This is a genomic window from Pseudotenacibaculum sp. MALMAid0570, assembly GCF_040151415.1.
In the GTDB taxonomy this organism is placed as follows: Bacteria; Bacteroidota; Bacteroidia; order Flavobacteriales; family Flavobacteriaceae; genus Polaribacter.
On record NZ_JBDKWF010000047.1, the window covers coordinates 120596 to 145875 of the forward strand.

Below are 25280 nucleotides of genomic sequence, written 5' to 3' on the forward strand. Positions count from 1 at the left end.
ACTATCTTCTAAAGAAACTGTAATCAATTTTTACTGAAAAAATATTCGAAAATAATGCGTTTCCAATACTTCCAATATTGGTTAGTGCATAATCTACTTGAATTCCTTTATAGGTAAATCCAACACCAAAGTTGGGTTGTAGCGATATACTTTTGCTTCCATCAAACTCAGTAGTTTTTTGAAAATTACCAACACCTGCACGTAAAAAAACAAAATTTTCATAATCGAGTTGAAACCCTAAAGCAGGATCTATGCTTCCAAAACCTGTAGAGATAATATCATTTGTTCTGGCAAAACGTAAATTCAAGTCAAACTCTGATAGTAAATGAAAAGAACGTCCAATAGAAAACTTCTTAGCCATTCCAAATTGCACTTTAGGTTTCGTTATTTCTGTAGTTTCTGGAAGTTCTTGATTTTGACCAGGAATTGCTCCTTGTATTGTAGCAAAAGCATCTTCATCAATACTCCAAATATTAAAAGTTGTGGTTATATCTCGTATCATCAAACCAAATTTCCACCCACTTTTTTCGTATTGAATACCTGCATCAAATCCAAATCCCCAAGAATTAGCAAACTTACCAATGGTTCTTCTTACCACTTTTGCGTTCACACCTAAATACAAATCTTTAAAAATTAGGTTCTTAGCATAAGAAACACTTAATGCATAATCTGCTGCAGAAAATAAACTGATACGATTAAAATCTATATTTCCTTGACTGTCAATTAATTCGGTTGTATTTAAAATGTCATCAACTCCAAATCGGATAATAGATACTCCTAAAGCGCTTTTTTTGTCAATTGGCATAGCAAACGCTGCATAATTGTATGTAGCAATACCAGCAAAATAGGAGGCATACATTATAGAACCTTGATAATCTTCAATATTCACAAGTCCAGCAGGATTCCAATAGACCGAATTTACATCACTTGTAGTGGCTACTACAGATTTACTCATCCCTAAAGCAGCGGCATCAACTCCAATATTTAAAAACTCGTTAGAATAGTTTCTAACCGTTTGAGCATTCGCAGTGAATGAGAAAATAAATAAGAGTAAAAGCAGTATTTTTTTCAACGGAATGAGTTCTTTTCGCAAATATCTAATATAATATTGAAATAACTTGAGAATAGGAGAGATATTGTATCAACTAGGTGTAGTCCTTCAAAAAATGAATGATTTTATGTTCTAACCATCTATTGTCTTGTTGTCTAAAACCAGAAATAAAACCTACATGTCCACCATATTTTGTTACTAGTAAATGAAAATATTGGGAGTTTTCTGCTTCTTTATACGGATAACATTCATCAGACAAAAAGGGGTCATCTAATGACGTAATTAATAAACAAGGCTTTTTAATCTTAGACAGATAGGGTTTTGAGCTTGCTTTTTCCCAATAGTCTTCAGGGCTATCAAATCCAAAAACAGGAACGGTGTACAATTCATCAAAATCTTTAAAGGCCTTTGCTTTAAAGAGTTTGTCCTTATCTAATTGATAATCGGGAAACTTGTGAGCTTTCTCTAAAACCTTCAATCGTAAAGTTTTAAGAAATTCTTCCATGTATATTTTGTTCTTGAGTTTGGCCATAAGCCTTCCTGAAGATGCTAAATCTACGGGTACTGAAACGGCAATTCCGCAAGCAACTTTTTCAGAAATATGATCGGCGTATTCTCCTAGATATTTTAAAGTTAAGTTACCTCCCAAACTGTATCCAACAATCATTATTTTTTCATAGTTGTAATTATCGAGCAAATACTTCACCACAAAATCTACATCTTCTGTTTTTCCGCTGTGATAAGTTTGTAATAACCTATTGTCTTCACCACTGCAACCTCTAAGATTAAAAGAAACAGTATCAAAGCCAATCTTATTGATTTCTGTAGCAGCAGAAAGAATGTATTTAGATTCTGAACTTCCTTCTAAACCATGAATTAAGATAACTAGTGTGTTAGAACCAACTTTGGAGAAATCTAGATCAATAAAGTCATAATCCCAAGTATCTATTCTTACTCTATCATAAGCATGTTTTTCCTTCATAAATAAAGGACGATATACTGTGTTTAGATGACCATTTCTAAACGGTAGAGAAGGGATGAAGTCTGATTCTAATATGGGCATTTATTGTGATTATCTAGCAATTGTGTAAACAAATATGCTGAAAAAATCAGGATTTTAAAAACACACTCAAAGGATTTACTATTTTAGTGGCTGATTTAGATACTATGAATATCAAAAAACACATTCCTAATTTATTTACGCTTGGTAATCTTTTTTGTGGAACACTTGCTACAATTTATGCAGTGATTGGAATATTTGAATACGTTGCACTATTTGTATTGATAGGAATTGTGTTGGATTTTTTTGATGGCTTTTTGGCTAGAGTTTTAGGTGTTACCGGAGAATTAGGAAAACAATTAGATTCTTTAGCCGATATGGTTACTAGCGGCGTTGTTCCAGGAATTGTAATGTTTACTTTAATCAATAAATCAAGGTTTATTAATGAACAGTTTTTTTCAAATCATGCAGATGTAACCTTAAGCTTTTTAAATAATGAGGATACTAATTATTATCTATCATTTGTAGGATTTGCATTAACACTGGCTGCTTGTTATCGTTTGGCTAAGTTTAATATAGATACACGTCAATCAGAATCATTTATAGGCTTACCTACACCAGCAATGAGTTTGTTTGTTGTTGCATTACCATTGGTAGAAATGAGTACTAATATCGAATTTGTTAGTGAATTAATTAAAAACAATTACTTTTTAATTGGAGTTACCTTGGTGCTTAGTTATCTCATGAATGCTAACTTGCCTTTGTTCTCCTTAAAATTCAAAACTTTTGGATGGAAAGAAAATGCAATGAAATATGTGCTAATTTTATCCTCAGCAGGTATGATTATAACACTAAAGTTTTTAGCAGTTCCTTTAATTATACTAGTGTATATTCTATTATCAATACTAAATAATATGAAGGCAAAAGAGAGTTAGAACGTTTTCTCTTTCAATTCGAAGTCTTTTCCTAAATACACTTTACGAACCAATTCATCTTCGGCAAGATCTTTTGGAACTCCTTCTTTTAAGATTCCTCCTTGATACATTAAATAGGTTCTATCGGTAATTGCTAATGTAGCTTGTACATCATGATCGGTAATTAAAATACCGATATTTCTATCTTTAAGATGAGCTACAATACTTTGAATATCTTCAACAGCAATAGGATCTACACCTGCAAAAGGTTCATCCAATAAAATAAAATTAGGATCAGAAGCCAAACAACGGGCAATTTCTGTTCTTCTGCGTTCACCACCAGAAAGTAAGTCACCTCTGTTTTTACGAACATGCCCAATATTGAACTCTTCAATCAAAGATTCTAATTTCATCTTTTGTTCTTTCTTAGAAAGGTCAGTAAATTGTAGAACAGACATGATGTTGTCTTCTACAGACAGTTTTCTAAATACAGATGCTTCTTGCGCCAAATATCCAATTCCCTTTTTAGCTCTTTTGTACATAGGGTAAGTAGTAATGTCCTCATCATTCAAGAAAATTTGACCACCATTGGGTTTGATCATTCCTACAATCATATAGAAGGAAGTTGTTTTACCAGCACCGTTTGGTCCTAGCAAACCAATAATCTCTCCTTGTTGAACCTCTAAAGAGATTCCTTTTACAACTTGTCTGCTACCGTAGGTTTTTTGAATATTATCAGCTCGTAAAATCATGTATCAAATATAGGAATAGAAATGAACGATTCTCTTAAAATACTTATAAATCACTTTCTTCAAGAGCTTCCCAGAATTCATAGGCTCTTCGTAAATGTGGAATAACAATAGTTCCACCAACTAAAGTTGCAATAGACATAGTCTCCATCATTTCTTCTTTCGTTACTCCTTCTTTATAACAAGTTTCTAAATGATAAGCAATACAATCATCGCAGCGTAATACAGCAGAGGCAACTAAACCTAACAACTCTTTTGTTTTTACAGGTAAATGACCTTCTTTATAGGCATTGGTATCTAAATTGAAAATTCTTTTGATGATCTTATGATCTCCATTTAAAATTTTGTCGTTCATTTTTGAACGATATTCATTGAACTCTTGAACTTTAGTATTTGTTGGCATTTTTTTGCTGTCTTTTAATAACTCTACGAGAAACTTTAATACTTATTTCATACAATACCAATACTGGAATTGCAACAATTACCTGGCTTGCAACATCAGGAGGAGTAATGATGGCGGCTAATATTAATACAACGACCAATGCATGTTTTCTATATCTCTTTAAAAATTTTGGAGTGATCAATCCAATTTTAGTTAGAAAATAGATAATTACAGGTAATTCAAACATAATAGAAACACCTAATAACATATTTGTCACCAATCCTACATGTGAATCCATCGTAAACTGATTCTCAATAAGAGGTGTAATTTGATAGTTATATAAGAAATTAATAGAAACTGGAGCAATTACATAATAGCTAAACAGCACACCAATAAAGAATAGGAGCGAGGCAATAAAAATAAAGCCTCTAGATTTTTTCAATTCCTTTTCATGCAATCCAGGAGAGATAAATCTCCATATTTCCCATAAGATATATGGAAAGGTAATAATGATACCTAAGATGAAAGAAGTCCAAATAGAGTCCATTAATTGCTGCGTAACTTTTATGGCTATTAAGTTGTTATCTAAGCTTACATTGCAAAAGTCACTTTCCATTCCAAAATAGGTAAAGAGATCACAAAACAAACGGTAAGTAATAAAGTCTGGCTTTAAATGAGCTAATAAAAAGTCCTCATAAACATATCCTATGAAAGTAAATAGAACAATAGCCACAATTAAAATTGCAACTACACTTCTTACCAAATGCCATCTTAGTTCTTCAAGATGAGCCAAAAAGGACATTTCTTTTTCTTCTCCCATCTAAAAAATTCCTTCTTTTAGTAAATCGTGTAAGTGAACAACACCAATATATTTTTGATTGTCATCAGTTACCAAAATTTGTGTAATGTTATTATTTTCTAAAGTATCTAATGCTTCAACAGCCATTGCACTTTCAGAAATTGTTTTAGGATGTGTTCCCATGATGTCTTTGGCTGTTAAACTACTTATGTCAGAAGACTTACTTAACATTCGTCGTATATCTCCATCAGTAATAATCCCTACAATAGTATCATCATTATCTAAAACAGCTGTAACTCCTAGTCTTTTTTCAGTGATCTCCACAATCACATTAGCAACAGGTGTAGAAAGGTTTACTTGAGGTTTTTCATTGTTTTTAATTAAATCAAAAACACGCAAATATAATTTCTTTCCTAAGGCTCCTCCAGGGTGGTATTTAGCAAAATCATTACTTGTAAACCCTTTCATTTTAAGTAGACATACTGCCAATGCATCTCCCATAACTAATTGAGCAGTTGTACTCGTAGTAGGAGCAAGGTTGTTAGGACAGGCTTCTTTTTCTACATAAGTGTTTAAAGTAAAATCGGCTTGTTTCCCTAAAAATGAATCAGCATTTCCGGTGATAGCAATAATTTTGTTCTCAGAATTTTTTATCAATGGAACCAAAACCTTGATTTCAGGAGTGTTTCCACTTTTAGAAATACAAATAACTACATCATCTTTTTGAATAATTCCTAAATCACCATGAATTGCATCTGCAGCATGCATAAAAATAGCCGGAGTTCCAGTTGAATTAAATGTTGCTACAATCTTAGTAGCAATGTTAGCACTTTTACCTATTCCGGTAACAACAACTCTACCGTTTGAGTTTAATATGAATTTAACAGCTTTTTCAAAATCTGAATTAATTAAATTCGTTAAATTAGCTATAGCATTGCTTTCTGAAAGAATAGTTTCCTTAGCAATTGCAGTGATATTTTTTAAATCTCCCAAAGACTGATTTATTTTTATCTGTAATAAAAAAAGTTATATATTTAAGTAATAAAAATATTAGACAAATTTACTACAAAATTCATAGACCCCAAACATTTGTAAACGGATTGTCGTTCTGTAGAGAAGATGACAAGTTTAAGATGAAAAATTTATAAATGGATATTTACGCTTCTTTAAAAAAGTTTTTTGGATTTAGTCAATTTAAAGGCTTGCAAGAGGATGTTATCAAAAGCATTCTTGAAGGCAATGACACATTTGTGATCATGCCAACAGGTGGAGGAAAATCATTGTGCTATCAATTGCCAGCATTAATGAAAGATGGAACAGCCATTGTAATCTCTCCGCTTATTGCCTTAATGAAAAACCAAGTGGATGCTTTACGCGGAATTTCAGAAAACCGCGGAATTGCCCACGTTTTAAATTCTTCCTTAAATAAATCAGAAGTTCAACAAGTTATGTCAGATATTTCAACTGGTATCACAAAACTGTTATATGTTGCTCCTGAATCTTTGATAAAAGAAGAATATGTAGATTTTCTAAAAGAACAGAAAATATCTTTCGTAGCTATTGATGAAGCTCATTGTATTTCTGAATGGGGACACGATTTTAGACCTGAATACAGAAACTTAAAGAATATCATTAAGAAAATAGATAATGTTCCTGTGATCGGCTTAACAGCAACCGCAACAGAAAAAGTACAAGAAGATATTCTAAAGACATTGGGAATTTCTGATGCTAAAACCTTTAAAGCATCATTTAACCGTGCGAATTTATTTTATGAGGTTCGACCAAAAACAAAGGATGTTGAAAAAGATATTATTCGTTTTGTTAAGCAACGAACAGGCAAATCTGGAATTATTTATTGCCTTAGTAGAAAAAAGGTTGAAGAGATTGCACAAATTTTACAGGTAAACGGAATCAAAGCAGTTCCTTACCATGCCGGTTTAGATGCTAAAACAAGAGCAAAACATCAAGACATGTTTTTGATGGAAGATTGTGATGTTGTTGTGGCTACCATTGCTTTTGGAATGGGAATAGACAAACCTGATGTTCGTTATGTAATTCATCATGATATTCCAAAAAGCTTGGAAAGCTATTATCAAGAAACTGGAAGAGCGGGACGTGATGATGGAGAAGGCTATTGTTTAGCTTTTTATGCTTATAAAGACATAGAAAAGCTCGAAAAATTCATGGCAAGTAAGCCAGTAGCCGAACAAGAAATAGGACATGCATTATTGCAAGAAGTTGTTGGATATGCAGAAACATCTATGTCTCGAAGAAAGTATTTATTGCATTATTTTGGCGAAGAGTTTGATGAAGTAAACGGTGAAGGTGCAGATATGGATGACAATACTAGAAATCCTAAGAAAAAAAATGAAGCCAAAGATGATGTAGTAAAACTACTGTCAATTGTAAGAGACACCAAAGAAAAATACAAATCGAAAGAAGTTGTGAATACCTTAATAGGGAAGGAGAATGCCATGTTGAATTCTCACAAAACTCATTTACAACCCTTCTTTGGATGTGGAAATGAAAAAGAGGGTGCTTATTGGATGGCCTTATTGCGTCAAGTTTTGGTAGTCAACTTTATAAGAAAAGAGATAGAGCAATATGGTGTAATTAAGTTAACTGATGCCGGATTGAATTTTATTTCAAATCCTACATCTTTTATGATGACAGAAGATCATGTGTATTCACAAGAGGATTCTTCTGATATAATTACAAATACGAAGAGTTCTGGAGCCGCTGCTGATGAAAATCTTGTAAAAATATTGAAGGATTTACGTAAGAAAGTAGCTGTTAAACAAGGAGTACCACCTTTTGCTGTTTTTCAAGACCCTTCGTTAGACGATATGGCATTAAAATATCCAATTACAATGGATGAATTGTCTAAAGTTCATGGTGTTGGTGAAGGGAAAGCAAGAAAGTTCGGAAAAGAATTTTTAACTCTTATAGAAAAATATGTAGACGATAATGATATCATGAGACCCGACGATTTGATTGTAAAAAGTACTGGAGTTAACTCAGGATTGAAATTATACATCATTCAGAATACTGATAGAAAACTTCCTTTAATGGATATAGCCAGATCAAAAGGTTTGGAAATGCCTCAATTGATTAAAGAAATGGAGGCCATCGTCTATTCTGGAACGAAGCTTAATATAGATTATGCCATTGAAGATTTGGTTGATGAAGATCAGCAAGAAGAGATTTTCGAATATTTTATGGAAGCTGAATCCGACAAAATACAAGACGCTATGGATGAATTTGATGGCGATTATGACGACGAAGAACTCCGACTTATGCGTATCAAGTTTATTTCTGAAGTGGCGAATTAAAAACTAAAAAACCGACTGTAAAGTCGGTTTTTTTTAGTTGGTTATATTTTCAATGATTTTTTCTACAATTTTATCTTTATTGTCTTCATATAATTTTCGCCATTTGTCCATTGCTTTTTTATGCGAGTTTACCTCAGTGATTTCAATAAAAATTGTGCTTGGAAAAATTGAGTTAGGAATTGCCCAAGAGTTCTTTTTAACACTTTTATATTTATTAGATATATCTGGTTTTATATTGTTGATTTGTATAGGATTTAAGGCCATTATTTTCTTCTCACCAAGAAAGTTAAAGTATTCAATTTCAGCCTCAATGATTAAATTAACTGAATTTCTTCTTTTTGTAATTTTACTCCTACTCCTTTTATAAATTATTGAGTCTAATTTTAGTAAGGTAAAACCAACGGCTCCGAATACATTGTCTCCAGCTGATATATTTTTAGTGGAGAAATGAGCTACCATTAATGTATCCCTTTTCTCTTTTGAAATTGAGCCTACACGGGTATATTTTAGGGTTTTTATGTCACTGAATACCCCAATACTATCTGGTCTGATAAATTTATATTTATTACTTGAAGAGAATATATATTTTTTTGGATTATAAATTAACCTAGAAAGTTCCTCAAGTAATTTTGGAGCAAGAACATTTATTATTGTCCCACCATCGAAAGATTGAATTCCTCCATCTTTATTCCTTTTTTTTTGATACGTAATTTCAATTTCTGCTTGCTCTGATTTAACAGTTTCAATTTTAAGATTATCTTTTTGGAAGTAGTATAATTTATTATTTTGCGAGTTCAGTGAACAAATAGAAAAGACTACGGTGATTAATAGTAATTTAACTTTCATAATTCTAAGCTTTTAATGATTTTATGTCAAACTTAGAATAGAAAGAAAGGCTATAACATCCCTATCGGTAGGTAAATTTAGAACTGATACTTTTTGTCAATAGCATACTTAATCAACTCATTACCACTATTTAACTGTAGTTTACGAATCATATTTTTACGATGCGTGTCTACCGTAGTTTTAGCAATAAAGAGTTCGTTAGCAATTTCTTTAGACGTTTTTCCGTTAGCAATCAAATGTAAAATTTCTTTTTCCCTATTTGATAGTACTACTTTATCTGTTTTGCCAATTTTGACATTATCCTCTATGTAATCATTCATAAAATTAAAAGCCACATTTGGATCAAAGAAGGTTTCTCCATTGGCCACTGTGACAATAGCTTTGGATAACATTTTAATTCCAGAATTCTTTAAAATATATCCTGTAGCTCCAGCATCTAGCATTTGTTTAATAGCATCTGGTTGATCAAACATGGTCATGGCCAACACACGAATATGAGGAAATTGTTGCTTTATGAGTTTAGTGGCTTGAATACCATCCATAATAGGCATACGTATGTCGGTAATGACCAACTTAGGTTGTTTTAAGGAAACGAGTTTTATCAAATCTTGTCCGTTATTGACAGTTCCAATAATATTGACTTCTTCATCATATTCAAAGAAGGCTTTCACTCCATCAATAAGCATTTGATGATCTTCTGCAATGGCAAGGGTTATCATATGACTTAATCTTTTAATTAGCATAGTTAAATCTACAAAAGAATTTCTTTTTGAAAATCCCTTCGAATAGGTATTTGTCATTTCGAGCCTGCCTGGCGGTAGATAGACGTAGTAGAGGAATCCTAAGTTTCAGTGAAATTAAATCTCAAGTGGGGACATTGATAATAATCGTAGTTCCTTTGGTAGGAGTGGAGTCAATGGTAAAATCACCTTGCAAATGCTCTACTCGAGTTTGAATAGAATGCAAGCCCATTCCTTTGTTTAGATCAATTTGTGTAATATCCATCCCTTTTCCATCGTCTTCTATCATAATATTGATACCATTTTCATGTTGGTTCAATCCAATAGTAGCATGAGAAGCCTTAGCATGTTTGATGATATTGGTTGTTAGTTCTTGCACAATACGAAACAAGGAAATTTCCAAACTATTGTCTAGAGGCTTATCCAAACCACTATGAACCACCTGAATTTGTGTTGTGTTCGCAGAAGATATTTTTTCTGCCATCAATTCCACAGCTATTAAGAGACCTTGATTGGCAATGACACCTGCATTTTTAGCATGGGCAATACTTCTAACTTTTTTGTAGGCTTCATCAATCAGACTTTCGGTTTTATCAAACAAAGTTTCTTGATCGATCTTTTTCTTTTCTCTGTTGATGCGTAGATTATCAAAATGCAATTTTAAGGTAGCGATCACGCTTCCTAAATTATCATGCAAATCTTCCGCAACACGTTTTCGTTCTTTTTCTTGACCTTCAACTATCGCATTGATGGTCGTAATTTCTTGTTCTTTGATTAGTGTTAGATTCTTTTGAGTTTCGAGTTCTTTTTCTTGGAGTGCCAGAAGACGTTTTTTATTTGAGTTTTGTATAATGAAATAACCTATTAATAATATGATTGCTGAAATGAAATATAGAAGGTTATTTTCAATTCGCTTTAGAGTTATAGTTTTTAAATTTTCTTCTTCTTTATATCTTTTCGAAATGATGGCAAAAATTAAATTTCTTCTCCTTAGATAATTTTCTTTTCTCTCAATATAGGCTAGACTTAGTTTTTGATAAGCTAATCGATCTTCTTTAAGATAAAAATATGAACTAGCTAGTATACGATATACAACTTCTTTTTCATGTATTTTAAAACCTGGAATCTTATGATGATGCTTATTAAAAATTTCATTAATACTGTCGATAGAAACTTTGTAATTCTTTCTTCTAAATTGATTAGCTGACAAATTTATTCTTACACCAAATAAAAAACTTTGATTATAGTAATTATCAAAAGTTTTGTAACTATTAATTGCTTTTTTATAGTAGATATCTGATTGTTCTTTATTAGATCTGTAAAATGTTTGAAGAGTCCCAATGTATTGTTGTAACCTACCTCTTACGAAAGAAAGCTTTTTACTTTTTAAACTTTTTTCAAGTTTAATCATACGATTTACAATGTTTAAACTATCGGGTATACTATCATAAGATTTATCAATATTTTTATATTCTTTTCTTTTTCTTTCTGAATAAACAAGATGTTCATGTCTAAGGTTAAGAAATTTTTGATAAGCATCTTCATAATCATCGTAGGCATACTTTTTTAAATCTACAATTTCATCATAAATCAAATCTATCATATCAGCTTTTTCAAGGTCAAACCTGATAATTCTTTTTAAAGCTTCACAAAGTAATATTCTATCGTTATTTTTTTTTGCAATTTCTTTTGCTTCAAAGAATAATTTATATGCCTTTCCAAATTCTAATTCTTTATTTACTAGGTAATCTCCTAGTGTGATTTTTTTTAAAGAAATGTATTTTGATGAAAGATATTTAGGGACTTTATTGTTTTCAAAAATCAAGGAACTCGGTCTACCATTTTTTTTAAAATCAATTTGCCACTGGATTACTTTTTTAAAATCAGACGGCAAGTCTAGAAGTGCTAAAACTGAATCAGCTTTTTGTAGCCGATCCAGTTTTATATCTATTAATACAGAATCTATTTGCGAGAGTGTTTTTTGATAACTCTGGGCATGAACCTGAATTAAAAATAGAGAGAGAGAGTATATTAATAGTTTAAACTTTATCAAGGTATTAAATTGTTGACACAAATATCAATTTGATCATGACTTGTTTGTTTTTCATTCCAGTAAATATCGTCATTTTCATCAAAATTTAATATTTCTTCATCATCAATTGAAAGATGAATAATATCATCATACCTTTCTTTCTCACAATTTGGAGCAGTAGGATTAGTGTGTTTTATTTTTTTCACAACAACATTATTCGGAACAATATAATTGGTCTCTTCTAACTCTCTATTGTTAAATGCTCTCAATTGAATATGAATAATGATTCCTTCGCCTCCTGCAGGAGATACATAATCACGTGTGACCTTTAGAACCTGATTTATTGAAAAGTTTAGCAGACCATATATTCTATGATATCGTAATTTTACTTCGTCAATCACAATTTCTTCTTTGCCGTTAATTATAGCAGTTTTTGTAGTAACTTTTCCTAGTATTGAAAAAGAAGTTCCATATCTTCTGTTAAAAGATAAAGGATGAAAATGTTTTGAATTCAATTCAAATCTCAAATGTCTGTCACCATCTGGTGCGTTAAATGTGTTTTCTGGATTCATAATTTTATTATTTTTTATTGTTAATAATTCTAATTTTTTCTTTGCTATTTTTTTCTAAGTGATTGGAAATTTTTGTAATTGGAGACACATGTAATTTACCATTTGAATGGAAACTAATGAGACCAATAGCATACTTTTTGTTATTAATTTGAGTTAGTACGACAGAACCTGAATCACCTTCTTTCGAGAACCTTAGTTTATAATTGTCTACCAAAATGAAAGACTTCCTTAGCTTATCATCTTTAATCTTGAATGATGAATAGTCAGAATATATTTTACTTTTTGTTAAGCTTGTTTTATTACCGTACTTTAAGACAGGATCATCTTTTTTTAAGTTTAATCTCTCTTCAAAATTAATAGCATCATTAATGTCAATAATGAATTTTTCATATGTGTAAGGATTAGGTAATTCATACAAATCAATTATTGAATAATCTAGTTCACAGTTTTGATAAATTATCTCTCCTATCAATGGATTAGGTCTTTTTAATTTTCTTCTAGCGTATCTTAGTTTTTGGTATAACTTCAAATTACCATGTTCACAAGTAATACCATATTTTTTAGAACCGTTTTGGTCAGAAAAAATAATTCCTAAAGTTCTATCATAATTGTTACTAGGATCAATTGCTATTCCTCCACCTCCGGCAACTATTGTCTCTAGATTTTCCTCATTATCAAAATCTTTCTTAATACTTTTTTGAATTTGTTCATCCAAATCATGTGGTTCTTGATAATAATTAACTTTTACTTTTATATTATGAGTATTTTGAAACTTATCACATATATCAGTTAATGACTTATCAACAAAAGATTTATCTAGTTCGTTAAAACAGACTTCTAATTCAAACTGATTAATACTTTCTTCTGGTTTATTTATAATCTTTGCTACATAAAAAGAGTAATTAAATTTTCTTGATAACTTTTCTGCAAGTGAATCGACTAAATTATTCGCTTCTGTGTTATTATACATCTTTCTTAAGTTTTAAAATCAAGAATTTAAACTGTTGAAATCAATAGGTTCTAAAAGGTAAACTAATACAAATACAGCTATTGCTCCTGATGCTGTAATTTTTGGAAACTTATCCGCAAAGTTTTTGACAATACGTTTTCCACTTTTATCTTCAAAAGTTTCCACCTTTAATTCTCCTGGAATTGAAGTACTAATAGCAGCCGCTGATAAAGCCGTTAGTATTCTTAAAAACCAGAAAAAATCGTCTTCCATATCTATATCAAGGAATTTAGAAATACACATTACTAAGATGAATAAAATCATACCTGCAATAGATATCTTATTAAGTTGTTTTGAATTTGCCATAAGAAATGCTTTATGATTGATATATGTCAAATCTCAGGCTTTTAGATATTGAGAATCATCCCTACAACTAGGTATTTACAAATCCTTAACAGTAGGTAGTTATTTTAAAAAGAGAAAGAAGAAAGGACTAAAGAGAAAAGAGTAATGACTAAGGCTTACTTTCCGTAGAAGTAGTTTATAACGTAAAGATCGTTAGTAAAATACCCGCTAAAATCGCTAGGAACTTTGTAAGATTGAACTTGTGATTCTCGGTACTTTCAAATAAAATGATGGTAGAGATGTGTAAGAATACTCCAATAATCACTGCCGTGATTTCCATGATGTATTTTTCAAACAACATAAGTTCTTCTGAAAGTAAAACACCTAAAGGACTCATCAAACCAAAGACAGCTAAAAAGATAAAAATCTTTGTTTTTGAGAAATTTGAATTGACTAAGAAGGAAGTCAATACCACAGCAATTGGGATTTTATGTACCACAATAGCCCATAACAGATTTTCTCCAGCATGGTGAATTGGCAAACCTTCAGAAAAAGCATGTAAACTCAAACTAACAAACAACAGTGTAGGAAATGTTTTTCCATCCGTATGAAAATGGATATGTCCGTGTTCAGCACCTTTAGAGAAAGACTCTAGGACAGATTGCAAGACTATTCCTAAAAGAATACAAATACCTACCATTTTAGTATCCTCAGCATGACCGTATACATCAGGTAACAAGTGTAAAATGGTTACCGATAAGAGGTAAGCACCACTAAACGCCAATAAGAGTTGGGTAATTTTTTTGTTAGGTTTTAGAAGTAAGACTAATAAAACACCAATTAAAACAGATCCTATGAGAAAAGCATATGTCATCTAGCTACCAAAATTAATCGTTCTGAGTTTTTCTCGTTGTATTCAGAAAGTTCATAATCACCAAAGATATGTTCTATTTCTAAATTTGCAGCTTTAAAATACTCTTGAAATTTTTGTAAATCTAAATACTTTACCTGTTCTTTAAAAGAGTAGTCTTGTCCTTTATCTTGAAAAGAAATGTGTTTTAAAATAAATCCATCTTTGATTTCTCTGGTAATGTGAAAAGTAATTCCATCAATATCTTTAACTTCTGAGGATACCAAATGATCCCTCACATTCATCACATTTAAAAAATCTAAAACCAAGACGCCACCTTCTTTCAATCCTTGTTTCATGTTTTTTAACACCTGAATTTCTTCAGTATCATTTTCAAAATAACCAAAGCTGGTAAATAAATTAAAGATGGCATCGTATCGCAATCGGAAAGCTTCGCGCATATCTTTTACTTTAAAGCTCAATTGATCATTCTCAAATTGCTTCGCGTAAGCAATACTATTTTCAGATAAATCTCCACCAGTAACTTTATAGCCTAATGAATTAAGATAACGAGCATGTCTTCCTTTGCCACAAGGCAAATCTAGAATATGTGCTTCTTTTTTAAGCTGTAGAAATCGACTGATATTTTGCATAAAGAGCTGTGCATCTTGGTCATTCCTATGTTGATAGAGAATGTGATAGTAAGGTGAATTGAACCAAGATGTAAACCAGTCAGTTTTTTCCATAATTGTAAGTACGCAAAAGTACGTTTTTCTTACAATGATTCCATAAAAAGGAATTCCTTTTCTTATTTCTTGCAATCATTATTCCTTTCTCTTTGTCCTTTTCTCTTTTCTCCTTTGATCTTTTCTTCTTTCTTCTTTAATAAAGTGTACTTTTGCAGAGCAAATTATCTTACATGAATCAAGATTTTAAAATGACGGCCACTACTTTAAAAGGTTTAGAAGGAGTATTAGCTGATGAATTACGAAAATTAGGAGCTAAAGACATCAAAGAGTCTATAAGAAGTGTTTCTTTTCGTGGAGATAAAGGATTTCTTTACAAAGCTAATATTGCTTTACGTACTGCGATTCGTATCCTAAAGCCAATTAAAACTTGTAAAGTTTATGATGAAGAAGATTTGTATGAGGCTATTCAGAAGATCAAATGGGAAAAGTATCTTGATGTAGAGGGAACTTTTGCTATTGGAGCTGTAGTGAATTCCAAGAATTTTACTTCTAATTCGCATTATATCTCTTTAAAATCTAAAGATGCTATTGCCGATTATTTCCGCCATAAATACAGCAAACGTCCCAATGTAGATTTAAAATATCCTGATGTTAAGATTCATGTACACATTCAAAAAGATTGGTGTACCATTTCTCTAGATTCTTCAGGAGATTCCTTGCACAAGCGCGGATATAGAAGTGCTACCAATATTGCACCAATCAACGAAGTATTGGCAGCGGGATTAGTTTTACTCTCAGGCTATACAGGAGATGAGAATTTTATTGACCCAATGTGTGGTTCTGGAACTATTTTAATTGAAGCAGCAATGGTAGCTAATCGTATTCCTGCCAATATCAATAGAAAACATTTCGCTTTTGAAAATTGGAAAGATTATGATGAAGATTTGTATTTTATCATTCAAGATTCTTTATTGAAGAAAATTCGAAGTTCTCACTTTAAAATTATGGGATTTGATAAAGCTCCGTCGGCTGTGAGGAAAGCGCAGCAAAATATTATCAATGCCAATTTAGAAGAGTTTATTGGAGTTCATCATGTTAACTTTTTCAACTCCACAAAAGAAGTATTTGGAAACACTACCATTTTATTCAATCCACCATATGGTGAACGGTTGAATATAGATGTTGAAGAATTTTATAGAAAAATAGGGGATACCTTAAAACATAACTATTCAGGATCAACAGCATGGATGATTACTTCTGACATCCAAGCATTAAAACATGTAGGATTACGTACTTCTAAGCGCATTGAATTAAAAAATGCAGATCTCGATTGTCGATTTGTCAAATATGAATTGTATGAAGGATCAAGGAAGGCGAAGAAATTAGACAATTAACATGTCATTCTTTTTGCAGTTACTTTTTTAGAATTCTCAATCGATTTTATAATAAAACTCATTTCGAAATGACAACTATTTTAAAATGAGTTTGATCCATTCTTTTGGATTCTCCAACATTAAAAAATGACCTGTGTTTTCCATCCAGTTCAATTCGTTATTTTGAATTTCTGAAGCTAATAATTCACCAATTTCAGGAACAGCAATTGGATCATTTTTTGCCCAGATAATCTTCGTAGGAATTTGAGTATATTGAATAGCACCAACCCAACGATCCCAATATTCATAGCGCTCAGCGATGTATTGAGTGAGTTTATGAATCACTTTTCTACCTCCATTTAACTCAAGTAGGTTCCACATTTCTCGTAACTCATGATCAGTTACTTTTGATCTGTCGAAATAAATATTTCGCATATTCTTTCTAAAAATGGGATAATTGGTAAGCATTGCCACATATTTTCCCCAGAACTTATGTTTCAATAATTTCTGGATAGTTCTTAATTGTGATAGTTCAATATGTATACTTCCGTTGCATAGAATTAACTGTTCAATGTCAAGATCAATTTCTCTAGCATTATGCCTTGCAATGATTTCGGTAGCTACAGAAGTTCCGTAATCATGAGCAAACAAGGTTACTTTTTTTAATCCCAAGCTTTGCCAGAGCTCTAAGGCTCTATCAGCTTGATCCATTAAGGAATATGAGACATCTTTGGGTTTGTCAGAAAACCCAAACCCTAAATGATCATGCATAACCAAACGATAATGTTCAGATAATTCAGGAAAGACTTTATAGTAATCGAAAGTAGAAGTGGGATATCCATGTAAAAAGACCATCACAGGAAAATCTTTGCGATATTCTTCATGATGCATGGCCAAGGTTGATTGCATCTTTTTCGTATCAATAACAAAAAGTTGATGACCATCAATAGTATGGTAGTTTCCCAGTTTTTTCCAATCAAGGCTATTCACGAATCAACTTTTTATTTGCAATCCCTTTGTCTGTAGTAACTTTTAAGAGGTATATACCGTGGGGAAGTTGACTTGTATTGATAAAGAAGCCTGAAATATTTGCGGTATTCATTTGTGAATAGATTTCTTTTCCTACTAACGAATACAGTGAAAAACTCTTTACACCATCCGCGGAAAACTCAATAGAATTTTGAAAAGGGTTTTCGGTTTTAAATTGAATTTTTACGTAATCATCTACACTTACAGTTCCTGTAAAAACAGTATTCAGTGCCTGATGCATTTTTTCCCAACCAGTGGCATCTTGCCTCAATTTACTTTTTTCTTGTTCTACATGCACAAACCTTCCCGTTGAAGAAGTGGCAGATAAATTACAGGGATTAGCGCTTTGATTGATGTATCTTCCTTGCGTATTTGTAAATCCTACCAAACGCGTCCAATTATCGATATGAGCAATTTGAAATGTTAGGGTTGCATCTTCATTAGATAAGGCATTTTTTAATTCCAAAGCATAATCAGTTCCAGAAGGAGTCTGATCCGTTCCGTTACTCAAGATCACATAAGGATCTGAAGCCAATTTGGTGAATCCATGTAATTGAACAAAAACTGATGTTGAATATGTATTATAGATAACTTCAGTAGTTTTTTGAAATACTGAATTTGTATTGTGTGCCAAATCTGAAACCTTAAATGCTTCTGAAGAACCACTACATACTGAAGTGGTACCGCTACATGTGGATGCCTGATTGTGATTACAACGATGTGTACCATTTAAAAACAGCGCAAAGTTTTGGAGACGCACAAAGCTGTAGATGGCTTGTTTGCCCGTGTTAAAATCATGATCTGAATGCGGAGCTTGTATGACCATTTCATTAGAAGCAGCTGCTTGAAGAAAAACATAAGTTCCCCAATAGTTTGTGGGACTGCTCTTTTCTTTCAACACATAATAATTATTAATGCTTGGAGAAAAAGCTGTATCTGTATACAAAACAATTTCATAATTCACAGCATCTGCATGAGTTCTTGCGGTAGTAAGATCTCCCGAGAGTAAGCTAGTAATACAGTTTTCCCAAGTAGTTAAATTTGCATTGCTTGGAATTGTATAATCGTTTCCAGAGTCACCAGGCATGTTGGAAATAATATTATTAAGATAGACTTCTAAATCACCTGAATCGGTTTGTGTATAGGAAACTATACTGATTAAGAACATCAGTAAGAATGATATCCTTTTCATAATTTTCGGTTTAGTTAATTAGATGTTACAATGTAGTGAAAATTCAGTAGTTTTGAACACAACTTTGCAGTATTTCATAGACGTCATATTACCCATTCCAATTCAGAAAACCTTTACCTATTCGGTAACAGAGGCAGAGTTTGGTTTTGTGAAAAAAGGAATGCGTGTGGCAGTTTCTTTTGGTAATACCAAAATGTACACAGGATTGGTGTTTGAAATTCATCAAAACCCTCCTGAATTGTATGAAGCCAAAGACATACTGCAAATTCTAGATGAAAAACCAATCGTTAATGAAACTCAATTAAAACATTGGCAGTGGATATCTAACTATTATATGTGCGCGCTGGGCGATGTATATAGAGCAGCTTTGCCTTCAGCATTTTTATTGGAAAGTGAAACCATTATTTATAGGAATCAAGCTTTTCAAAATGAAGAAATTCTCAATGATGACGAGTTTCTGATTTTTGAAGCTTTACAGCACCAATCTCAATTAACCGTGCATCAAATTTCGGATATTTTAGGGAAAAATAAGGTGTTGCCTATCATCAATGAATTGATTCAGAAGTCTGCAATTTATATCAAAGAAGAGATTTACGAACAGTACAAACCAAAGTTGGTTAAATATGTACGTTTGCATTCACAGTATAGCAATGAAAGTTATTTAGAACCTTTACTGGAGGAATTATCGAGAGCTAAGAAACAACGAGAAGCGGTGCTTAGCTATTTTCAGTTGGCAACTTCTAAAAAACCAATCAAAGCAAAAACTCTTGAAGAGCAAGCTAGAGTTTCTAAAGCGGTTATTAAAGCTTTAGTAGACAAAGAAATTTTTGAATTTTATCATATTCAAACAGATCGTATTTCCTACAAAGGAGAAACTAATGCTTTAAAAGAACTCAATGAATTTCAAGAAACAGCTTTACAAGAAATTAAAGATTCATTTCAAGATAAAGATGTAACCTTACTACACGGAATTACAAGCTCTGGTAAAACAGAAGTCTACACAAAATTAATACAAGAAGTTTTAGATACAGGAAAACAAGTTTTGTTCTTGTTACCAGAAATAGCTTTAACTACGCAAATTATTACTCGATTACAGAATTACTTTGGAAATCAAATTTCTGTTTTTCATTCTAAGTATTCGATGAACGAACGGGTTGAAGTTTGGAATAATGTATTAGATAACAAACCCAAAGCACAGATAGTTTTAGGAGCACGCTCGTCAATTTTTTTACCTTTTTCTAACTTAGGATTAATTGTTGTTGATGAAGAACATGAGACGTCTTATAAGCAGTTTGAACCTTCTCCTAGATACAATGCAAGAGATACAGCAATAGTACTATCTGCAATGCATCAAGCAAAAATAGTATTAGGTTCTGCAACACCTTCATTAGAAAGTTACTTTAACGCTCAAGAGAAGAAATATGGCTTTATTGAACTCAATAGACGTTATGGGAATGTTCAATTGCCTACGATAGAACTGATCGATATAAAAGAGAAACATCGTAAACGAGAAATGAATGGACATTTTTCAGATACGCTGATCAAACAAGTTCAAGAAGCGTTGGATGAAAAAGAGCAAGTGATTTTATTTCAGAATAGACGTGGATTTTCTCCAATAGTAGAATGCAAAACTTGTGGTGTTTCCCCTCAATGTCCCAATTGCGATGTGAGTTTAACTTTTCATAAGTTTAAAAATGAATTACGATGTCATTACTGTAATTATCAACGTGCTATGCCTAATAGTTGTGGAGCTTGCGGTAGTAATCAGTTAGACACAAAAGGCTTTGGAACCGAACAAATAGAATTAGAATTAAAAGAGCTATTTCCCAATCATAATGTAGGAAGGATGGATCTGGATACAACACGAGGAAAATATGGTTATCAAAAGATCATAGGCGCTTTTGAAGCTAGAGAGATTGATATTTTAGTTGGGACACAAATGTTATCTAAAGGACTGGATTTTGACAATGTTTCTTTAGTTGGAATTCTTAATGCAGATACCATGTTAAATTTCCCTGATTTTAGAGCTCATGAAAGAGCTTTTCAATTGATGGTACAAGTTTCAGGTAGGGCAGGGCGTTCTCAAAAAAGAGGCAAGGTGATGATTCAAACCTACAACCCTTATCATCAAATCTTACAACAAGTATCTACGACAGATTATACAGCCATGTATAAAGAGCAATTACAAGATCGTTGGCAATTTCATTATCCACCGTATTATAGACTCATTAAGATTACGTTGAAACATAAAGACTACCAAAAAGTAGATGCCGGTATTAATTGGTTGGTAAAAGCTTTGCAAAATGTATTTCAGGAGAATGTATTGGGACCTTCAGCACCAGCTGTTTCTAGAATACGAAATCAGTACATCAAAAATTTAGTCATTAAAATTCCTCCCAAGCAATCTTTAGGAAAAACTAAACAACAAATAGCTAAGATTAAAAATACCTTTCAAGCAGTGGCTGATTTTAGACCTATTCGCTTTATTGTAGATGTGGATGCCTACTAGAATTATGAATTTTTAATGGCGAATGAAAAGCTTTCTTAAGTAAAAACAAATTCTAAATTCCAATTAAGAATTCAACTCTTTCCATTTTTTTAATAACTCTTGTTCTCTGGCATACACTCCTCGTGAGTTTTTTTCAAATTTATCACGTAGTTCTTGAGTAAGCGCATCTGAATACCACCAATCATGTGTTTCTTTAATTGACGTATTTAGGTTACGAAATGTCAATCCGTTTTCTTTAGCTTTTGTATTATCTATACGTGCAGAACCATAACCATACTCATCTTCAAGTATCCAAGGTACAATATAGTAAACACCATTTTCTTCTAGGAATTTATAATCGTCCACAAAAACCAATTCGTTCTGTATATCAAATGTCTTTTGTGCTTTTTTAGCAAAATCTTGGATAGTTTCTTTTTGAGCAGGGCCCACAGCGGCATAAGTACCAGCTGCTTTGTTTTCAGCCAAACGAATACACCATTCTGCTACATCTCTGACATCGATATATTGAACGGGATCTTCTTTTCTACCTGGCACCAAAATCTCACCTTCTTTTGCTAATCTGATAGGCCAGTGAATAAACCGATTAGTTAAATCTCCAGGGCCAAACATATAAGTAGGTCTTACAACAATGGTTCTATCTTTACCAAACGCTTTTTGAGCTTCTAATTCTGAGGTGGCTTTCATTACACCATAATCATAACTCATTTTCATATAGTCTTTAGGTAAGGTTTCCGGTACACTTAGAGCTACTTCAGATTCTTCATTTAATCCAGCTTTTAAATATGGAAAATGAACTCCAGTAGAAGAGATATAAAGATAAATTCCAGATTTTTCTTTTAGTAAATTGGCTGTTTTCTTTGTCCATTCTGTTTTTCTCCCAGAATTGTCAATAATAACATCCCAGCTTCTATTCTTTAAGGCTGTTAAGTTGTCTTCTCTATCTCCAATAAGTTGTTCTACTTGACTAAATAACTCTTTATGTATCGTAGATTTTGTTTTTCCACGTGTAAATGTAGTTACAGAATGACCTCTAGAAATTGCATAAGCTATCTGATGTGGTCCTAAAAAACTTGTACCTCCAAGAATTAATATTTTTAGTTTTTTGGAATCATTGTTGCTAACACAAGAGTACAAACCTTGACCTATGAGAGGAATACTAATCCCAAAGAGTAAAGAATTCTTAATAAACTTCCTTCTTGATTTATTTGTATTGCTCATGATTGACAAGTTTTAAGGTTGAATTGATTACTAAGCTACAGAAAAAAAATGATGAACAAGCAACCCTTTTTAAAAAGCTGTAGTCTCTATATTTGTAAGGCGGTAAAAACGAAACATTCGGATTGAAAATTATTCCATTACATACATCGCAAAAGTCGACCATTAAAAAAGCGATTCAACAAAATCGAGAAGCTCAACAACAAATTTTTGATGAGTTTTCACCGAAGATGTTGGGTGTCTGCAGACGGTATGTAAAAGACAATCATCATGCTGAAGAATTGATGTTGTCAGGATTTTTGAAAGTCTTTACTCATTTACACAAATTCAAACACGAAGGAAGTTTTGAAGGCTGGATACGTAGAATTATGGTAAATACATGTCTATCATATCTACGAAAAAAAAATCCTATTAAAACAACCGATGAAGAGTATGTATATAATGATTATGCAACAGAGAGTTTAGAAAACACTTCTGTTGAAGATATACAAAAACTCATTGATGGTTTACCAGAAGGATATAAAATGGTGTTTAATTTATATGCTATTGAAGGCTATAAACATGCAGAAATTTCTAAAGAACTAGGAATTACTGTGAGTACATCAAAATCGCAATTATTTAAAGCTAGAAAGTGGTTGCAAGAGAATTATATAAAGATGAATCAGATAAGCAATGATGGAAAATAATTTGGATAGAGAGATTAGAGAAAAATTGCAAGGTAGAGAGATACAACCTTCAGCTTCAGCTTGGGAACGTTTGTCTGCTAAACTTGATGTTGTTGAACAGAAGAAAAAGAAAAGTTGGTTTTTATACGTAGGCTATGCGGCCTCAATTTTGTTAATTGTTTCTCTGTTCTTTTTTCTTCAAGAGAAGAATAATAAAGAATCTATTCCAGAGAATAAGTTGGTTGAAGAACAAGTAAAAGAACCTATTATAGATAAAAGCAAAGAATTTACGACAACTCCTTCTGAAAATAATGTAATTGTAGAAAACAAAGTTCAAGTTGTAAAAAAAAGAGAAGAAAAACTTATTCAAAAGAAATCAATTCCATCTTTTAGAGAAGTACAAACAGAAACTACAATTGCTAAGAAAGTAGATGCAATAGAAACAAAAGAGACTAAAAAAATTGATGTTCAACAAAAAATCAAAGAGTTAAACAAAGAAGAAACACATATTACTCAAACCAATCCTATAGAGAAGAATGTGGTTGTTAAAGAAAAAAATGTAAAGAAAAAACCTTCAGGAATTACTGTAGATAGTGATGCCTTGTTATATTCAGTAACACATTCTAGAGAAGATGTAAGAGCTTACTACGCTCAGTACAAAATAGATAGAAAGAAGGTTTTGAATTTAATTGAGAAAGAATTGAAAAAATCGAGCCTTACCATAGATGCTAATACCATCCTCGCAGAAGTAGAACGAGATGTAAATGAAGAGAGTTTTCAGAATAATTTTTACCAATTCATCAAAAAAAGAGTTTCAGATGTAGCTACCGCCATTGCTAACAGAAACAATTAAAAACAAAATTTAAGATTTAAAAAGATGAAAAGAATACTAATCATACTAGTGTTGTTTAGTACAACTATTGCCATGTCACAGGAAAGAACCTTTGAAAGCGAAGTAAAAAAAATATCAAATAGAATAGATAGGATAACGCAGCAGCAAAAAGATTCTTTAAAGATGAAGGTTAAAGAAATTAATCTTCAATTAGAAGAAGGAAAAATCACCAAAACAAAAGCTGATGAATTAAAAAAGTCTGCAGCGAAATATCATGCAAAACAAATAGAAGTTTTGGTAGCTGTTCAAGAGAGAAAAATACAACAGTTAGTACAAGATAAAATAGATGGAAAAATTTTGGGAGAAGATCGTTACTATGAAGAAAGTACATTCTCTATAGGAGGAAGAACCTTTCAATTTAGACTCACTGATGAGGATTATTATCAACGTCAAGAACGCAGAAAAAGAAGATGGAAGAGAAGGTGGACCAGAAGAACAACCAGTCAGTTTGTTTTTGCTATGGGAGCAAATAATGTATTGGTAGATCACAAACTATCCTCATTAGATGGGAACCCTTATAAGTTCTGGAAATCTAGATTTTATGAAGTAGGTTTCACGTTTAAGTATAGATTAACTGAGAAAGCTTCACAAACCTATTTAAAATATGGTCTATCTGTTTTATGGAATAATTTAAGACCAGATGGAAATCAATATCACGTAGTAAATGGTTCTCAAACAGAACTGCAAACATTTCCTTTCTCAACATCTGAAAGCAGATTGCGACATGTACAAATGACTTTTCCGATGCATTTAGAGTTTGATTTTTCGAAGGACAGAGAATATGATGACGGAACTTTTAGAGATTACAGAAATAGATCTATACGTTTCGGAATTGGAGGTTTTGTTGGATTTAAAATGGGAACAAGACAATACCTAGAGTATAGAAATGCTTCTGGTACAAAAATAGAAGAATTACAAAGAGGAAGTTTTAATACCAATATTTACAACTACGGAATAAGTACATATCTAGCTTATAGAAGCTGTGGTTTGTATGTGAAATACGATTTGAATCCCTTATTTAAAGGAACTGAAACTAGAAATATCTCAATGGGTGTCCGTTTTGATTTAGATTAAATTTAAAGCCGAATCTTTTTAGATTCGGTTTTTTTTGTAACATTATTTCATTAGATGCTACTAATGGTTGTAAATTTACAA

The 25280-nt window shown here is 32.1% G+C and carries 24 protein-coding genes; 7 read left to right on the forward strand and 17 right to left on the reverse strand.

Annotated features, from left to right (window positions below):
• Nucleotide 1: 1 nt before the first annotated feature.
• On the reverse strand, nt 2-1072 hold the full coding sequence (locus tag AAON49_RS07010; RefSeq protein WP_349553666.1) for a putative type IX sorting system protein PorV2: 1071 nt from the start codon (nt 1070-1072) through the stop codon (nt 2-4).
• A 73-nt stretch (nt 1073-1145) separates the two neighbouring features.
• A complete protein-coding gene (locus AAON49_RS07015; protein WP_349553668.1) occupies nt 1146-2114 on the reverse strand; it encodes a YheT family hydrolase in 969 nt (322 codons plus the stop codon).
• A gap of 104 nt (nt 2115-2218) precedes the next feature.
• Here AAON49_RS07015 and AAON49_RS07020 point away from each other — a divergent pair, with 104 nt between their 5' ends.
• Complete coding sequence (locus AAON49_RS07020; protein ID WP_349553670.1) at nt 2219-2986, forward strand: CDP-alcohol phosphatidyltransferase family protein; 768 nt, start codon at nt 2219-2221, stop codon at nt 2984-2986.
• On the opposite strand, the gene lptB is transcribed toward AAON49_RS07020, so the two are convergent.
• Genes lptB through AAON49_RS07040 form a run of 4 tightly spaced genes read right to left on the reverse strand, consistent with a single transcriptional unit; the run spans nt 2983 to nt 5888 of the window.
• Nucleotides 2983-3717: an LPS export ABC transporter ATP-binding protein gene (gene lptB / locus AAON49_RS07025; protein ID WP_349553671.1), complete on the reverse strand. Its 735-nt coding sequence runs from the start codon at nt 3715-3717 to the stop codon at nt 2983-2985. The two genes, AAON49_RS07020 and lptB, sit on opposite strands and share 4 nt — an antisense overlap.
• A gap of 43 nt (nt 3718-3760) precedes the next feature.
• Nucleotides 3761-4117 carry a carboxymuconolactone decarboxylase family protein gene (locus tag AAON49_RS07030; RefSeq protein ID WP_349553673.1) on the reverse strand — a complete coding sequence of 119 codons (357 nt, stop codon included), beginning with the start codon at nt 4115-4117 and terminating at the stop codon, nt 3761-3763.
• Nucleotides 4101-4916: a twin-arginine translocase subunit TatC gene (gene tatC, locus AAON49_RS07035; protein ID WP_349553674.1), complete on the reverse strand. Its 816-nt coding sequence runs from the start codon at nt 4914-4916 to the stop codon at nt 4101-4103. The genes AAON49_RS07030 and tatC overlap by 17 nt, the downstream gene beginning before the upstream one ends.
• The gene (locus AAON49_RS07040; protein ID WP_349553675.1) at nt 4917-5888 is read right to left on the reverse strand and encodes a KpsF/GutQ family sugar-phosphate isomerase; all 972 of its coding nucleotides are present in this window, start codon (nt 5886-5888) and stop codon (nt 4917-4919) included.
• A 155-nt stretch (nt 5889-6043) separates the two neighbouring features.
• Here AAON49_RS07040 and AAON49_RS07045 point away from each other — a divergent pair, with 155 nt between their 5' ends.
• Nucleotides 6044-8227: a RecQ family ATP-dependent DNA helicase gene (locus AAON49_RS07045; RefSeq protein ID WP_349553677.1), complete on the forward strand. Its 2184-nt coding sequence runs from the start codon at nt 6044-6046 to the stop codon at nt 8225-8227.
• Nucleotides 8228-8260: 33 nt separating this feature from the next.
• Here the strand turns inward: AAON49_RS07045 and AAON49_RS07050 are convergent, their stop codons facing one another.
• The 8 genes from AAON49_RS07050 to AAON49_RS07085 form a co-directional block, all read right to left on the reverse strand.
• Nucleotides 8261-9073, reverse strand: a complete 813-nt coding sequence (locus AAON49_RS07050; RefSeq protein ID WP_349553678.1) for a hypothetical protein — start codon at nt 9071-9073, stop codon at nt 8261-8263.
• A gap of 77 nt (nt 9074-9150) precedes the next feature.
• A complete protein-coding gene (locus tag AAON49_RS07055; RefSeq protein WP_349553679.1) occupies nt 9151-9792 on the reverse strand; it encodes a response regulator in 642 nt (213 codons plus the stop codon).
• 145 nt (nt 9793-9937) lie between these two features.
• Entirely contained in the window at nt 9938-11866 is a 1929-nt protein-coding gene (locus tag AAON49_RS07060) for a sensor histidine kinase (protein WP_349553681.1), read from the reverse strand.
• Nucleotides 11863-12417, reverse strand: a complete 555-nt coding sequence (locus AAON49_RS07065; protein ID WP_349553682.1) for a hypothetical protein — start codon at nt 12415-12417, stop codon at nt 11863-11865. The genes AAON49_RS07060 and AAON49_RS07065 overlap by 4 nt, the downstream gene beginning before the upstream one ends.
• Nucleotides 12418-12424: 7 nt before the next feature.
• On the reverse strand, nt 12425-13387 hold the full coding sequence (locus AAON49_RS07070; protein ID WP_349553684.1) for a hypothetical protein: 963 nt from the start codon (nt 13385-13387) through the stop codon (nt 12425-12427).
• An 18-nt stretch (nt 13388-13405) separates the two neighbouring features.
• Nucleotides 13406-13732 (reverse strand): hypothetical protein, encoded by a 327-nt coding sequence (locus tag AAON49_RS07075; protein ID WP_349553686.1) that lies wholly within the window; start codon nt 13730-13732, stop codon nt 13406-13408.
• Nucleotides 13733-13907: 175 nt separating this feature from the next.
• Nucleotides 13908-14585 (reverse strand): ZIP family metal transporter, encoded by a 678-nt coding sequence (locus AAON49_RS07080; protein ID WP_349553688.1) that lies wholly within the window; start codon nt 14583-14585, stop codon nt 13908-13910.
• Nucleotides 14582-15307 carry a class I SAM-dependent methyltransferase gene (locus AAON49_RS07085; protein ID WP_349553689.1) on the reverse strand — a complete coding sequence of 242 codons (726 nt, stop codon included), beginning with the start codon at nt 15305-15307 and terminating at the stop codon, nt 14582-14584. The genes AAON49_RS07080 and AAON49_RS07085 overlap by 4 nt, the downstream gene beginning before the upstream one ends.
• Before the next feature lie 173 nt (nt 15308-15480).
• On the opposite strand from AAON49_RS07085, the gene AAON49_RS07090 reads away from it, so the two are divergent.
• A complete protein-coding gene (locus AAON49_RS07090) occupies nt 15481-16644 on the forward strand; it encodes a THUMP domain-containing class I SAM-dependent RNA methyltransferase (protein ID WP_349553690.1) in 1164 nt (387 codons plus the stop codon).
• A 75-nt stretch (nt 16645-16719) separates the two neighbouring features.
• On the opposite strand, the gene AAON49_RS07095 is transcribed toward AAON49_RS07090, so the two are convergent.
• Nucleotides 16720-17613, reverse strand: coding sequence for an alpha/beta fold hydrolase (locus AAON49_RS07095; protein WP_349553691.1), 894 nt, complete (start codon nt 17611-17613; stop codon nt 16720-16722).
• Entirely contained in the window at nt 17606-18844 is a 1239-nt protein-coding gene (locus AAON49_RS07100) for a T9SS type A sorting domain-containing protein (RefSeq protein WP_349553693.1), read from the reverse strand. The genes AAON49_RS07095 and AAON49_RS07100 overlap by 8 nt, the downstream gene beginning before the upstream one ends.
• A 64-nt stretch (nt 18845-18908) precedes the next feature.
• Between AAON49_RS07100 and priA the strand changes: the two genes are divergently transcribed.
• Nucleotides 18909-21353, forward strand: a complete 2445-nt coding sequence (gene priA / locus AAON49_RS07105) for a replication restart helicase PriA (protein ID WP_349554025.1) — start codon at nt 18909-18911, stop codon at nt 21351-21353.
• Between the two features lie 63 nt (nt 21354-21416).
• Here the strand turns inward: priA and AAON49_RS07110 are convergent, their stop codons facing one another.
• The gene (locus tag AAON49_RS07110) at nt 21417-22571 is read right to left on the reverse strand and encodes an NAD-dependent epimerase/dehydratase family protein (RefSeq protein WP_349553698.1); all 1155 of its coding nucleotides are present in this window, start codon (nt 22569-22571) and stop codon (nt 21417-21419) included.
• Between the two features lie 122 nt (nt 22572-22693).
• Here AAON49_RS07110 and AAON49_RS07115 point away from each other — a divergent pair, with 122 nt between their 5' ends.
• The 3 genes from AAON49_RS07115 to AAON49_RS07125 are packed head-to-tail and all read left to right on the forward strand — an operon-like array spanning nt 22694 to nt 25199.
• Nucleotides 22694-23254, forward strand: coding sequence for an RNA polymerase sigma factor (locus AAON49_RS07115; protein ID WP_349553700.1), 561 nt, complete (start codon nt 22694-22696; stop codon nt 23252-23254).
• Nucleotides 23244-24086, forward strand: a complete 843-nt coding sequence (locus AAON49_RS07120) for a hypothetical protein (RefSeq protein ID WP_349553703.1) — start codon at nt 23244-23246, stop codon at nt 24084-24086. Before AAON49_RS07115 ends, AAON49_RS07120 begins: the two co-directional genes overlap by 11 nt.
• 24 nt (nt 24087-24110) lie before the next feature.
• Complete coding sequence (locus AAON49_RS07125) at nt 24111-25199, forward strand: hypothetical protein (protein ID WP_349553705.1); 1089 nt, start codon at nt 24111-24113, stop codon at nt 25197-25199.
• Nucleotides 25200-25280: the final 81 nt, after the last annotated feature.